This window comes from Clostridium sp. OS1-26 (assembly GCF_030915445.1).
In the GTDB taxonomy this organism is placed as follows: Bacteria; Bacillota; Clostridia; order Clostridiales; family Clostridiaceae; genus Clostridium_AM.
This window is the reverse complement of record NZ_CP133264.1, coordinates 4,901,302-4,914,586: the sequence shown is the minus strand read 5'-3', so window position 1 is coordinate 4,914,586 and position 13,285 is coordinate 4,901,302. Positions and strand designations below refer to the sequence as shown.

Annotated in this window: 15 protein-coding genes and 2 pseudogenes; 12 read left to right on the top strand and 5 right to left on the bottom strand. The window is 33.1% G+C overall.

The window, feature by feature from the left end:
• Positions 1-191: 191 nt before the first annotated feature.
• Positions 192-461, bottom strand: coding sequence for an AEC family transporter (locus RCG18_RS24345; RefSeq protein WP_308038567.1), 270 nt, complete (start codon positions 459-461; stop codon positions 192-194).
• Between the two features lie 353 nt (positions 462-814).
• Between RCG18_RS24345 and RCG18_RS24340 the strand changes: the two genes are divergently transcribed.
• The 12 genes and pseudogenes from RCG18_RS24340 (at position 815) to ltrA (ending at position 9,527) form a co-directional block, all read left to right on the top strand.
• On the top strand, positions 815-1,864 hold the full coding sequence (locus RCG18_RS24340; RefSeq protein ID WP_308038566.1) for an L-threonylcarbamoyladenylate synthase: 1,050 nt from the start codon (positions 815-817) through the stop codon (positions 1,862-1,864).
• A gap of 372 nt (positions 1,865-2,236) precedes the next feature.
• The gene (locus RCG18_RS24335) at positions 2,237-3,514 is read left to right on the top strand and encodes an MFS transporter (protein WP_308038565.1); all 1,278 of its coding nucleotides are present in this window, start codon (positions 2,237-2,239) and stop codon (positions 3,512-3,514) included.
• A gap of 129 nt (positions 3,515-3,643) precedes the next feature.
• On the top strand, positions 3,644-3,904 hold the full coding sequence (locus RCG18_RS24330) for a TfoX/Sxy family protein (RefSeq protein WP_308038564.1): 261 nt from the start codon (positions 3,644-3,646) through the stop codon (positions 3,902-3,904).
• Positions 3,905-3,927: 23 nt separating this feature from the next.
• Complete coding sequence (locus RCG18_RS24325) at positions 3,928-4,443, top strand: GNAT family N-acetyltransferase (protein WP_308038563.1); 516 nt, start codon at positions 3,928-3,930, stop codon at positions 4,441-4,443.
• Positions 4,444-4,496: 53 nt separating this feature from the next.
• On the top strand, positions 4,497-4,613 hold the full coding sequence (locus RCG18_RS29195; RefSeq protein WP_374119168.1) for a shikimate kinase: 117 nt from the start codon (positions 4,497-4,499) through the stop codon (positions 4,611-4,613).
• A gap of 53 nt (positions 4,614-4,666) precedes the next feature.
• The gene (locus tag RCG18_RS24320) at positions 4,667-4,840 is read left to right on the top strand and encodes a hypothetical protein (RefSeq protein ID WP_308038562.1); all 174 of its coding nucleotides are present in this window, start codon (positions 4,667-4,669) and stop codon (positions 4,838-4,840) included.
• A gap of 46 nt (positions 4,841-4,886) precedes the next feature.
• Positions 4,887-5,300: a GNAT family N-acetyltransferase gene (locus tag RCG18_RS24315; RefSeq protein WP_308038561.1), complete on the top strand. Its 414-nt coding sequence runs from the start codon at positions 4,887-4,889 to the stop codon at positions 5,298-5,300.
• A gap of 459 nt (positions 5,301-5,759) precedes the next feature.
• Entirely contained in the window at positions 5,760-6,218 is a 459-nt protein-coding gene (locus tag RCG18_RS24310; protein ID WP_308038560.1) for an AraC family transcriptional regulator, read from the top strand.
• 37 nt (positions 6,219-6,255) lie between these two features.
• A pseudogene (locus RCG18_RS24305) lies at positions 6,256-6,423 on the top strand (SDR family NAD(P)-dependent oxidoreductase); the annotation flags it as partial.
• A gap of 15 nt (positions 6,424-6,438) precedes the next feature.
• On the top strand, positions 6,439-6,765 hold the full coding sequence (locus tag RCG18_RS24300) for a (2Fe-2S)-binding protein (RefSeq protein ID WP_308038559.1): 327 nt from the start codon (positions 6,439-6,441) through the stop codon (positions 6,763-6,765).
• Between the two features lie 296 nt (positions 6,766-7,061).
• The gene (locus tag RCG18_RS24295; RefSeq protein ID WP_308038558.1) at positions 7,062-7,781 is read left to right on the top strand and encodes a LysM peptidoglycan-binding domain-containing protein; all 720 of its coding nucleotides are present in this window, start codon (positions 7,062-7,064) and stop codon (positions 7,779-7,781) included.
• Positions 7,782-8,105: 324 nt separating this feature from the next.
• Positions 8,106-9,527, top strand: a pseudogene (ltrA, locus tag RCG18_RS24290) (group II intron reverse transcriptase/maturase).
• Between the two features lie 346 nt (positions 9,528-9,873).
• On the opposite strand, the gene RCG18_RS24285 reads toward ltrA, so the two are convergent.
• The 4 genes from RCG18_RS24285 to RCG18_RS24270 form a co-directional block, all read right to left on the bottom strand.
• Positions 9,874-10,485, bottom strand: coding sequence for a TetR/AcrR family transcriptional regulator (locus tag RCG18_RS24285; protein ID WP_308038557.1), 612 nt, complete (start codon positions 10,483-10,485; stop codon positions 9,874-9,876).
• Positions 10,486-10,638: 153 nt separating this feature from the next.
• A complete protein-coding gene (locus RCG18_RS24280) occupies positions 10,639-10,980 on the bottom strand; it encodes a phenylpyruvate tautomerase MIF-related protein (protein ID WP_308038556.1) in 342 nt (113 codons plus the stop codon).
• A 26-nt stretch (positions 10,981-11,006) separates the two neighbouring features.
• Positions 11,007-12,035, bottom strand: a complete 1,029-nt coding sequence (locus tag RCG18_RS24275) for a proline racemase family protein (RefSeq protein WP_308038555.1) — start codon at positions 12,033-12,035, stop codon at positions 11,007-11,009.
• 19 nt (positions 12,036-12,054) lie between these two features.
• A complete protein-coding gene (locus RCG18_RS24270; protein WP_308038554.1) occupies positions 12,055-13,089 on the bottom strand; it encodes a proline racemase family protein in 1,035 nt (344 codons plus the stop codon).
• Between the last annotated feature and the right edge of the window lie 196 nt (positions 13,090-13,285).

Sequence of the window (13,285 nt, the reverse complement as noted above, 5' to 3'; positions counted from 1 at the left end):
AGACACTCTTAAATGTAATTAATAAGAAAAATAAATAGTGAAAAAAGCAACAAGAATTAATTTAATATTCTAAGATGAAAGAATAACTAAATACGTTGAAACCAATGATGTGTTTTATAAAAATAGCAAGATCAGGAATTCTCCCTCGCAAGTACCCCAGGGGTGTAAAATTTGGTATACAATTGGAATGATCAGATTTTCGGCGAATATATCATGGATGCTTTTTCAACTGCATCCAAGTGGAATATTCTTTCAAGTATTTTTACTAAAATCAATAGTGCAATATGAATCAATACTGCTGCCACGAAAGCAAGAATCAATCCATTCCGTATGCTTTCTGTATATTTAACCTGAAAGGCATTGATAATCACGCAAGGCATTACCAGATAAAGAGCAACGGTTGAAAGACTTTTGCTCTCTTCTGCTTTCAATAAATGTGTTTTTACTAATACGAATCTCATGGCCATAACTAAAAAAAGTCCAGCAATCTGTTTCACTAATAATAAACTAATCACAATTCCACCGCCATAATTTAAGAGAAACAGTTATACTTTACATACAACCATTCATAATGAACTATAATTTTAATCTAAGGAAAGCCTGTCTATAAACAGCAGCAATTAAAAATTAATTATACCACTAGAATCCATTAAATTGCTACTTTCTGAGAAAAACTCCAGCACTATTATTAGTAATGATTTCTTAAATTATCTTGCATAGAGCTGTTTTCTAAGATGTATTCGTGTGGTATAATGATTAATTAGGTAAATGGTAACTTGGCACATAAGTTACAGAAATAGGAGGTAATTTATAAATGATGGCAAAAGCTATAGAAACAGAAATATTAAACGTTAAGGATTTAGATGTTAATTATAAAAATATTGTAAAAGGTGCAGAGTATCTAAAAAAAGGTGAAGTTGTTGCAATTCCAACAGAAACTGTTTATGGGTTAGCTGCAGATGCTTTTAATGAAGATGCAATAAAAAAGGTATTTGAAGTTAAAGGGAGGCCACAAGATAATCCATTATTGGTACATATATATAAATTAGAACAAGTTTACGATATATGTAAAGACATTCCCAAGGAAGCAAAGAAAGTATTTGATGCTTTTTGGCCGGGATCAGTAACTTTGATTTTTAATAAGAAAGATTGTATTTCAGATACAGTTACTGCCGGAATGAAAACTGTAGCAGTTAGATTCCCAAAAAGTGAAATAGCAAGGGCTATAATTAAAGAAAGCGGAACTTTATTAGTAGCTCCATCTGCAAATTTATCAGGAAAACCATCAACTACCAGTGCTGAGCATTGTTATAATGATTTGAATGGAAAAATTTCTTGTATTTTAGATGGAGGTCCATGCTCAATTGGATTAGAGTCAACAATTATAGATATGTCTACCCCAACTCCAATACTTCTAAGGCCAGGAGCAGTAAGCCTGGATGACATATGTAATATAGTTCCAAATCTTATATATAAAAAGAATTTATTAAGTGTGAAAGAAAATGAAATTCCAAAGGCTCCAGGAATGAAATATAGGCACTATGCACCAGATGCACCTGTAACATTGGTTGAAGGAGATTATATAAAGACTTCTAAATGGATTAAAGAAAATGCAAATGAGAATGCTGTTATAATTTGTTTTGAAGAATTTTTAAACGATTTTAAAAAATATCAACATGTATATAGTTTAGGAAGTTTTAAAATGTTAAATATAGCTGCACAAAAGGTATTTAATTTGCTTAGAGAATGTGATAAGTTGAATGTAAGTCATATTTATATACAAGCTCCAAATAACAGTGGTTTAGGAAATTCTATAATCAATCGATTGGAAAAAGCAAGTGCAGGAGACATTATTCACATATAAGGAATTAACTGAATATAAGCTTAAAAAAATAGGAAACCATGATAGTATAGCTTCCTATTTTTTTAGAGAATGTGCATAGTTTTGTGTAAAATTATATAAACAAGATTTATTTGAAATGGAAATTACTATGAGGCGTATCCCTTGTAGCAAGCTCAGGAATTCTCCCTCGCAAGTACCCCAGGGGTGTAAAATTTATATTGTAAAACAACTAATGCCTACATTCTAAACAAAGAATGCAGGCCATTTTTGTTGTAATAAAATTACTTTATTTGTATTGGTTAAAATTGTATAATAAGGGTATTGATTAAAGTCATATTCGTTAGATAATACACACCAAAATGCTTTATTAATTTACAATATTGAGGAGGAATTATGGACAAACTAGTTAAAGATACAATAGAGGAATTAAATTTAGTTGACTGTAGTAAAGCAAACCCAAAATTATGTGATAAATTATGGAATCGCAATTTTACTTTATTATTTCAAGGACAATTGGTATCTATTTTGGGAAATAATGTTTTTAATATTGCGCTTGAATTTTGGGTTCTTACAAAAACAGGTTCTGTATCATTAATGGGTATACTTTTAGCAGTTATTACGTTGCCTAAAGTATTTATTTCTCCATTAGCTGGAACTTTTATTGATAGGCATGATAGAAGAAAAGTATTGATTACTACTGATATTATTAATGGTATAACTATTCTATTTATTGGAATAACAGCAATACTAGGCTTATTACAAGTATGGATGGTGTTTCTATCTGGTATAATTACAGGAGTATGCAGTTGTTTTTTCAATCCAGCTATAAATTCTTGTGTGCCTGATGTAGTTCCTAAATCTAAATTACTAAAGGCTAATTCTATCCTTTCTTCAATTAGTTCAGGAAATGATATGGTAGGATATGCTTTTGGTGGTTTTCTAGTTCAAACTGTTGGTGCTCCAATTTTATTTGTTTTCAATGGTTTTAGTTTTTTATTTTCAGCCACTTCAGAATGTTTCACTAAAATACCTCAAATTAAATCATCTCAAAAAAATATGAATTTCATTGAAGATATGAAAACAGGCATACAGTTTATAAGTAAATTAGAAGGTCTCAAGTATCTTTATATTACTATTTCTTTTTTGAATTTATTTGCTTCAATGTCAATGACACTCACATTACCTTGGTTCAAGATAAATAATCAACTGGGAGTTGGATTATATGGATTAGCAATGGCAATAAATACATTTGGAATCTTTGCGGGTTATACTATTCTGTCTGTATTTGAAATTAAAAAAGAAAATAAGTTTTATGCGTTTATATTGAGTGGGATTATTATTTCATGTACTATGATTATTTACTCCATGACTTTAAATTTTTATTTTATTGCTGTATTATTTTTTATTGATGGTTTATGCCTATCAGTAATGGGTTCATTATTGCAAACAAGCATGCAAAATTGCGTACCTTCAGATATGAGGTCAAAAGTATTTGCATTTAGAAATACCCTGTCTTCTGCTTTAATGCCAATAGGTATGACACTTGCGGGTATATTGGGGGAAAGAATACAAATGAATAAAATTATATTTGTGGACTACGCAATGTTTTTTATTCTATTTATATATCTTTCATTTTTAAAAAGTGTTAAGGAAATTATTAATATTCAATAGATTAAGACACAATATTCTTTTTTTATCTATCAATCGTAAATCTACGATAGTTGGGTATTAGTAAATCAATGCGATTTATGAAAGATGTAAAACAACTCAATAAATAGTAATTTGAAGGGAAGTTTTATTATGGGTGAATTATCAAAACTACCTAATATCGGAAAAGAAGTTGAAAGGCAGTTGAATAAAGTAGGCATAATTACTTATGATGAATTAAAAGATATTGGTGCAGAACAGGTGTGGCTGAGAATACAAGAAATTGATGCTTCTGCGTGTATTCATAGATTGTTAGCACTGGAAGGTGCAATTCAAGGTGTTAAGAAAACAGCCTTACCACAGGAACGAAAAGCAGAGCTAAAAGATTTTTATAATTGGCATAAATGTAAATAGTAAATTTATATAGGAGATTATAAATGAATAATAAAATGCTGATAGAAACAGAGAGATTACTTATAACTGAATTAGACGAAAGTATGATAGAAAGCGTACATTTGAATTCATTAGATGATGATAATAGACGTTTTGTGCCAGATGAGGTATTCGAAACGATTGATGAGGCACGTGAAACTGTAGAATGGCTTATTTCTTGTTATCAAGGTAATAAAGGACCTTTTGTATATCCGATTTTGTTACAAGATAGAAAAAACATTGGATATGTGCAAGCAGTGCCAATAGAGAATGAATGGGAAATTGGATATCATGTTTCTAAAGCATATACGGGCAATGGATATTCAACAGAAGCAGTAATTGCTTTTTTGCCGGTGATAATGAAACGACTTAAAATATCAAATATTTATGGAATTTGTCTTGCCGAAAATATTGCATCACAAAGAGTATTGGATAAGTGTGGTTTTGTTATGGAATATGCAGGACTGGGCAATTATCAAGGCATTGAGCGACCTATTCGTCGATATAAATATAGTATATAAAGTTCCAATTTAAGGTTGGGCAATGTAAATAGTAATTTGTAACGGAGGAAAATATATATAAAAGTGTAATTCATATATATGGAGCATCAGGTTCAGGAACGTCTACATTAGGTAGATCTATATCAGAGCAACTTGGATATACTTTTATGGATACAGATGATTATCTCTGACTGCCAACGAATCCAAAGTACACAAAACAAGAGAAAAAACAGAGCGACTTCAAATGATGAAGAAAGATATTTTACATTCAGATAAAGTTGTTATTTCTGGTTCACTTGTGGATTGGGGAGATGATTTAATTCTATATTTCACATTGGTAGTTCGTGTGGTAACAGATAAAAAGTGCTCTTATTTCAGAGTGATAAATTCTTATTTTAAGGTAAGGATTATAAATTAGCAATTTATCTGTGTTTGAATGTCAACAAAGGAGGGATAGAATTAAAATGAAAATTGAGATTACTGATGAAATTAAAGAACAAGATGAGGATATTATTTTTCAAGGTTTATTAGAATATAATTTAGCGAGAATTGAAGACAAAAACCCAAAGGATTTAGGCGTTTATTTACAAGATGAAACAGGCAAAAAAATTGCTGGTCTAATTGGAAATACACATGGTAATTGGTTGTTTATAAAATTTCTATGGGTAAGTGAAGAATTAAGGGGACATAATATTGGAAGTAATATTTTAAATCAGGCAGAAAAAACAGCGAAAGAGCGTGGTTGCAAGTATTCATTTTTAGATACTTTTAGTTTTCAAGCACCTGAATTTTATAAAAAGCATGGATACAAGGAAGTGTTTGCATTAGAAAACTATCCTGTTACAGGAAAACGCTATTATTTTACTAAAACTCTTTAAAGATAAGGATAAATTCACGATGGATGAACAACAGTAATTAAATACGACGCAACTAATTATGAGGAGTATACATATCATGCTCATATTATAGTTTTTACAGGTGAAAGCTTTAGGTTAAAACAATCTATATCAAGGCAAAAGAATAAATAAAGTTAAAAATTTAATATAAAATAAGGAAGAGTGGCAAGTGCTACATTTTTAACTGCTTTTTTTAGCATTTTACACTTGTCAAATACATCTTGTTGTAAATAACAATTTTAAAACTAAACACTTATTCAGAAAAGAGAAGAAATAGAGTTATAATATCACTGTATGATACAATTATTTTGCTAAGCATTTAATTCATAGTTGTAAAATTATGAGATGTAAATTATAATCTCATAATATATTAATACTTTATAATAAAATGCATGAATATATTATTAAACCATGTTCCAAGGCAATATTAGGAGATTTATTATGAGCGAAAATTTAACGAATTTAAAAACAATCGAAAAGCTTTTAGGACCTATTAGAAAAGATCAGCTAAATAATACTGATAATTTTATCAGTGATAAAGTGGCTATGTTTATGCCTGTATCGGGTTTCTGTAATTATGCTGTAACAGCTATGCATTCTAATTTACATAAAAAAATAACAGTGGAAGACTTAGCTAAAATAGCAAATATGTCACCTTCCTACTATGTGAGAACATTTAAAAAGGAAACCGGACAATCTAGCATAGGTTATCTTAATCAAATTCGCTTGGAACGTGTAAAAAGGCTCTTATTAGAAGGAGATAAAGCTATTACAGAAATTGCTTTAGAATGTGGTTTTAGTAGTTCAGCATACTTATCTTCCTCTTTTTATAATAAGTTTAAAATATCTCCTACAGATTACCGTAATCTTTTAAAAAAAGGTGATATTTCAAAAGACTAGGGTTAAATATTGAAAGCTTGTTTCCTTTACCTATTGTAAACTAAAGATAGTTTCAGACGAAGATGTTAAAAAATTCATTGAAAAGACAATAAAAACCTTTGGCAAATTAGATATATTATTTAATAATGCAGGAATATATATACCTGGAAAAGCAGATGAACTTGCTGAAAGTGATTGGGATAAAGTGATAAAAAATTTAAGATAAAGGAGCATATGAAAAATGGCAGGAAACAAAATGATTTGTACTACAAATAATGTTGACTACTCAACAATTAGAAAGGCAATGTGTCAAGGCGTAAGAACAGTAGAAGAATTAGTTGAAAAGACAGGTGTTTGTACTATTTGTGAAGGGTGCAAAAGTGAGCTTGAGCAAATTCTTTCTTCTGTTTGTGGATGCAAGGGTGTTTCACTTAAAACTGTAGTTGATGCTGTTAAAAACGGTGCTAATACTGTAGAAAAAGTTGGTGAAATTACAGGAGCAGGTACGGGAGAAGGTTGTGGAAGATGTAAGGTACTTATTGCAAATATAATTGAACTTGGTAGATAAGCGAAATTTAATAATGGGCAGCTAGAAGTTGTTCGTCGATTAGTTAAAGAAAATTGACGAACAATTTTCTTATTAGAATACCTAATTACAATAAATGAATAAATGAATAACTTATTATTAGCAAGCTCAGGAATTCTCCCTCGCAAGTACCCCAGGGGTGTAAAATTCGGTATAATTTCAATAGGTTCATATAAGTTCTGAATAATATTGGGAAAATAATATTTGCTATACGTAACAGTTCCTTCATAGAGAACATAATATAGCATAGAAACACATGTGAAAGTAGTGAAAATTTTATGCTGTATCATCTCAACAGGCAGTGTTCACAAAACCAATATTCCTATATTATTAAATCAGGAGACACGTTATATAAAATTGCTCTAGCACATTATGTGAGCCTTGCAAGTATCCTGGAAGCAAATCCGGGAATCAATCCCAATTATCTTTCGGTTGGGCAACATATATGCGTACCTCTTGGATGTCCCTCAGGGTATTCTACTTATACGGTAAAAAGTGGAGATACCCTGTTTTCAATAGCCGGTAAATATTCTGTAACCATTCAAGAATTATTGGCTGCGAATCCTCAGATAACAAATCCCAATGCAATATTTATTGGGCAAAAGCTTTGCGTGCCGGTATATGATCCTGTAGCAAAGCTGATCAGTGAAATGACACTGGAAGAAAAAATCGGTCAAATGGTTATAGTAGGATTCGATGGCTATGAAGTTAATGATCAGGTCAGGTCTTTGATTAGAAATTACCATGTTGGCGGCTTCATTTTATATGGAAATAATGTGAAGAACGCGAGTCAGCTTTTAGCTTTAATAAACTATATAAAGATTACTAATCATATAAATAAAATACCTTTATTTATGTCGGTTGATGAGGAAGGCGGAAGGGTGAGCAGGATGCCTTCAGAGTTGTGCGCCCAGCATGGGCGCTTACTTGTCGGTGGAAGTCCGATACGGAGGTTGATAGTGCCAACCGTTAGCTTAAGACAAGGGTGTCCACCGTGAGGTGGAATCTGAAGGAAGTCAGCGGCAAAGCTCTGGTCTGACGAACAGAAACTACATATGAGGCATATGCTTGTGGGTGAGTTTGCAACCCAAAACGAAACCCTAAACTATCCGAAACAGGCGGTGTAAATGTAGCAGATATATGGAGTGAAAGTAAGCGTTCTTACCTGGGGAGGTCTTACAAATACATTACCCAAAGATATATTTCTAGGTAATAACCCATGTAGTGATATATGGCTGAATTGTAAGAAGTCAGCAGAGGTCATAGTACCACGTGAAAACGCGTTAGCGTGGGAAGGACTGAACATTAGGAGGTTTTCAGCTTTGATAAACTCAGAGAATCAAAATAAAAAGCAGACAACTCAATATAGAGGTCGCCTTGTGGAGGTAGAAGTGGAACTTCAAGATAAGCAAGGGGCGCTTAATGAAAATTTGGCGTTTACAAAGAGAGAAAGAGAAAACGATGAGTTAGATGATACCAGTAACTTACTCGACAAAGTATTAGAGCGTGAAAATATGCTTATTGCTATGAAACGAGTAATTTAAAACAAAGGAAGTCATGGTGTTGATGGTATGGGAGTCGATGAACTTCGAACGTTTATCATTGATAACTGGCTAAAAATTAAAGAAAAGTTACTGGAAGATAGATATAAGCCATCTCCAGTTAGGAGGGTAGAAATACCAAAGCCTGACGGCGGAATAAGATTGCTTGGGATACCTACTGTACTTGATAGATTAATACAGCAAGCGATAGCTCAAGAACTTAATAAAATTTATGACCATACATTCTCAGAAAGTAGTTATGGATTTAGACCTAATAAAAGTGCTAAGCAAGCTATATTTAAAGCAAAAGAATATATCAATGAAGGATATAGATGGGTAGTCGACATGGATTTGGAGAAGTTCTTTGATAAAGTTAATCATGATATATTAATGGATAGATTATCAAAGAAGATTAGGGATAAAAGAGTTCTAAAATTAATAAGGGATTATCTTGAATCAGGAATTATGATAAATGGAATCAAAGTAAAATCTGATGAAGGTACACCACAAGGAGGACCTTTAAGTCCACTACTAGCTAATATAATGCTTGATGAGGTAGATAAGGAACTTGAAAAGAGGGGTCATAGATTTTGCAGATTTGCTGATGATGCAAATGTGTACGTGAAAAGTAGAAGAGCAGGTTTGAGAGTAATGCAAAGTATGAAAAATATACTTGAAAGACGTCTAAAACTTAAAGTTAACGAGAATAAAAGTGCAGTAGACCTTGTATCTAAAAGAAAGTATCTAGGTTTCTCGTTCTACTTTGGAAAAGGTGGAGCGAATATAAGAATTCATGAGAAATTGTATAAAAGATTTAAGTTAAGGATTAGAGAGATAACTAATCGAAATATGGGTATAAGTATGGAGTTAAGAATAAAGAAACTCAATGAGTATACCGTAGGTTGGATTAACTATTATGGAGTAGCGAAGGCTGCCGCCAGGATAAAGGAACTGGAGGAATGACTAAGAAGAAGGTTGCGAGCATGTATCTGGAAGCAATGGAAGAAGGTTAAGACCAGAGGTCGTAATCTCATGAAACTTGGAGTATACGAGCACAAAGCTTGGGAATACGCTAACACAAGGAAAGGCTACTGGAGAATATCCAACAGCCCAATTCTTAATACAACTCTAAATAATAGATATCTTGAAAGTCTTAACTATAAAAGCATTTCCAAGAGATATCAACTAATTCATAATTCTTAATGAACCGCTGTGTACCGAACGGTACGCACAGTGGTGTGAGAGGTCGCTGAATAAAATAATTATTCAGCTCCTACTCGATTTTGGCGAAAACACAAGACTAAATATGCAATAGAAGGCATAAAATTTTGGATTCAATTGGAATTAATGCACACCCCTAGGGATTTTTAAATTAGGGGTATACATTTTTAGCGGAATTCGGTTGATATAAAAATCAAGCATATTGTAACAGTTTTTGTGGCAGTGAGTGAATATGTTTCTTAAAACAAGATTGAAAAAGGAAACTTAAACATTAAACAATATAAACAAAGTGAGGGGACACTCCGCTACTTGCTACGAGTATGTTTTATTAACAACTCTTTTTATACAATAAAAACCTCAAAAACTGCAACAGTTTTTCTAAATCCGCCATACATTCTTCTGCGGATACTCTCTCATTTAATAGTGATGAAAACCCAGTCAGAGTATACTGAACCAGTTGCTTGCTTTCTTCTGACTTTTCCGGATATTTTAGCAAGTTAGTGTCTATATCCTCAAAAATACATTTCAGTACTTTTTTATGCAGTTCATTTATTTCTTCCAAAATGTCTGGAAAATTTTTCATATCTTCCGAGGAAGAAATATAATTTAAAAATCTAAAGAAATAGGGGTATTCTATCATAATCTGTATTTGTACCATTGCGTACTGCCTCACACGACTCAGCAAATCCGTACCTTCCTGAGCAATTGTTTCAAAGAGCCTTTTTTGATATATGCATTGTGTGAAAATACACATACATTGAAACATATCATCCTTGCTTTTAAAATGATGATAATATCCGCCTTTTGACATCCCAGCTTTTTCTAGAATATTATTCAAAGAAGATGTTACATACTGGCTCTGAGAGAATTCCTCCATTGCAGCATTTACAAGTCTGTCCCTTTTTTTAATTTTAAAGAATCCTTCATATCGTTGATTCATAATTCTTCACCTCTCTTTAAGGTTCACTGATACTGTGTTTTTTATCACAACAATTACTTCAATAGCTGAAAAGCTTTCTATGGTTATTTCACAGAAAGCTCATTTTTCAAATAGTACAATTACTGCTTTTCAACCGCATTAAAACTCTTTTTATCAAAAGTTCTTTTTATCGCATCCCCATAAATTATAACTCTGATATGTCACATAGGTGCGAGCAGCTGGAATTCCGAGGATATCCTCTAATGACGTACAGATACATTCTGTCATCTTTTCTACATCTTCCTCAACCGGCGTACCCATATATTCAACCTTCACATAAGCAGTTTCTCCATCCTGATTTCCAGCTAAATATAGTTTGCATTCATCTACAACCTGAACCATAAGTCCGCCTTCACTCTTCCCAATCATTCCGATTGCTTTTGCCATAGCTGCCTTTACTTCAATTTCTTTTTCGGTTGATACTTTTGTTGATACATTTGCTTTAATAAATGGCATAATAATTGCTCCTTTCGCTTCTTGCCTTATTTTCCTAAAATAAAACCGTATTTAAACGGATCACTTTCATCAATCATCCACTGATTGTATCCTGTCATATACGCACTTCCTGTAATTATCGGTACAATGCCAGGAATATCTCCGACCATGACTTCTTTTTTTATCACACAATGGAAAAGGCTTTCAACAATACTTTCATAGACAAATTTATCTCCAATTGCCAATTTCCTTCTTGCATGAAGTTCTGCCACTTTGGCACTTATTCCGGTTCCGCATGGAGAACGGTCTACTTGGGATTCACCAAATATTGCGATGTTCTTCAAATCTGCATTACCACTTTCTGATGGCCCATAAAAATCAATGACATCGATGGAAGTAATATTAAGTAACGGATGCTTCACTTCTACTTCTTCATTCATTTGTTCCAGCATCCTCATGCCAAGTTTTGTATACGCGTCTACATTTTGCCCGAAAAGTTTCATATTCAGCTGTGTTGCGTCTACGATTGCACAGAAGCTTCCGCTGAAAGAAATATCATATATTATTTTTCCATATCCTTCAATTTCTGTAACTAAATTTTCCTTATAAAGAAAACTTGGTACATTTTCTAAGTCTACGCTGATTACATGGTCATTTTCGACTTTAACTTTTGTTATAATCATACCTGCTGGTGTATCCAGTGTAACGGTGGTATAAGGTTCTGTGGCTTCTACAAAACCACATTCTACAATTGCAGTTACTGCAGCGATCGTACCATGTCCACACATATTAACCACTCCTCCACTTTCCAGAAAGAGCACACCAAAATCTGATTTGTCGTTGGATGGTTCAACTAGTGCAACACAGAGCATATCCTTATGTCCTCTTGGTTCAAAACAGAGAGAGGTCCTTATATAATCATAGTGCTCTATGAAATATTCTTTTTTCACCATCATCGTACCAGCTGGAAGTTCAGGTATTCCGCCAATAATAACTCTTGCTGGTTCTCCTACTGTATGCATATCTATTGTAGTAAAAGTCTGTCTTTGTGTCTTAAAAATAGGTTTTAAATCCATAATTATTCTCCTTTTTCTTTTAACCAGCATAGAATCCATATTTCAACGGGTCTGTAGGATCAATTAAATATGTTGACTGACCAGTAATGTAAGCACTTCCAGTAATCTGTGGTATTACTGCACTATATCCGCCTATTTCCGTTTCTTTTAAGATAACACCTTTAAACAAAGTCCCTATAAAGCTTTCATATATAAATTCTTCACCTACACCAATTTCTCCCCATGAATTCAATGTAGCAAGTTTCGCAGATGTACCAGTTCCGCACGGAGAGCGGTCTGCCTGAGAATCACCGAAAACAACGACATTTCTCATCGTAGCTTTATCTAAATTTGGTGTAGGGCCATAAAATTCAACGAGATCCACAGATGTAATATCGAGAGTAGGATGTTGGATTTCTATTTCCCGATTAATCTTATCAAGCATCTTCATTCCCAAATTTGTTAAGTATGGAACATTCTTGACATTGATTTCTTCAATTCCTATTTTTTCTGAGTCAACCAATGCAAAGAAACTCCCGCCAAAAGAAATTACATATGGGATTTCCTGCCCGTCAATTTCTGCAATTAAATCTTCTTTATAAAGGAAAGCTGGAACATTGGTAAGTGAAACAGAAACTGCTTTCCCATCTTTTACTTCAACTTTTGTACGAATGAGACCTGCAGGAGCTTCAAGAACAACTTCTGTATAAGGCTCCGTTACTTCTACGATTCCTGTTTCTACTGCTACTGTTGCAGAACCAATAGTACCATGTCCGCACATATTCAGATATCCACCTGTGTCCATAAAGATAACACCAAAATCTGCTTCCGGATTGACAGGTTCGCAAAGAATCGCTCCAAACATATCATGATGTCCTCTTGGTTCTAGCATAAGAGCTGTACGAATCTGGTCACAGTTAGTTTCCAGCCATTTTTTCTTTTCAATCATCGTGTTCCCCTGTGGTTCAGGGATTCCACCTACTACGACACGTGTAAATTCACCAGCCGTATGGGAATCAATCACCTGAATAGCTGCTTCAAAACGATCAAAATTTACTTGTGCATTTAAATTCATACATATTCCCCTTTCGATATTTGATACTTTCTAACAGACCGAACCAGTCTGGTCTGCTTTTCTTTATTATACATAATAAAATTTCAATATGCAACTATATTTTACTTAATGTCAAGCTCAATAAGCGCCGTTTAAACAACGGCAATTCTATTGAACATATTTTACCCAAATCTCGCACCATAGAAAATGCAGACAA

Coding starts and splice junctions, on each gene's coding strand:
- RCG18_RS24275 (WP_308038555.1), bottom strand. CDS start 12,035: ATGGATTTAAAACCTATTTTTAAGACACAAAGACAGACTTTTACTACA.
- RCG18_RS24300 (WP_308038559.1), top strand. CDS start 6,439: ATGGCAGGAAACAAAATGATTTGTACTACAAATAATGTTGACTACTCA.
- RCG18_RS24340 (WP_308038566.1), top strand. CDS start 815: ATGATGGCAAAAGCTATAGAAACAGAAATATTAAACGTTAAGGATTTA.
- RCG18_RS24310 (WP_308038560.1), top strand. CDS start 5,760: ATGAGCGAAAATTTAACGAATTTAAAAACAATCGAAAAGCTTTTAGGA.
- RCG18_RS24285 (WP_308038557.1), bottom strand. CDS start 10,485: ATGAATCAACGATATGAAGGATTCTTTAAAATTAAAAAAAGGGACAGA.
- RCG18_RS24335 (WP_308038565.1), top strand. CDS start 2,237: ATGGACAAACTAGTTAAAGATACAATAGAGGAATTAAATTTAGTTGAC.
- RCG18_RS24270 (WP_308038554.1), bottom strand. CDS start 13,089: ATGAATTTAAATGCACAAGTAAATTTTGATCGTTTTGAAGCAGCTATT.
- RCG18_RS24345 (WP_308038567.1), bottom strand. CDS start 461: ATGAGATTCGTATTAGTAAAAACACATTTATTGAAAGCAGAAGAGAGC.
- RCG18_RS24295 (WP_308038558.1), top strand. CDS start 7,062: ATGCTGTATCATCTCAACAGGCAGTGTTCACAAAACCAATATTCCTAT.
- RCG18_RS24280 (WP_308038556.1), bottom strand. CDS start 10,980: ATGCCATTTATTAAAGCAAATGTATCAACAAAAGTATCAACCGAAAAA.
- RCG18_RS24330 (WP_308038564.1), top strand. CDS start 3,644: ATGGGTGAATTATCAAAACTACCTAATATCGGAAAAGAAGTTGAAAGG.
- RCG18_RS24325 (WP_308038563.1), top strand. CDS start 3,928: ATGAATAATAAAATGCTGATAGAAACAGAGAGATTACTTATAACTGAA.
- RCG18_RS24320 (WP_308038562.1), top strand. CDS start 4,667: ATGATGAAGAAAGATATTTTACATTCAGATAAAGTTGTTATTTCTGGT.
- RCG18_RS24315 (WP_308038561.1), top strand. CDS start 4,887: ATGAAAATTGAGATTACTGATGAAATTAAAGAACAAGATGAGGATATT.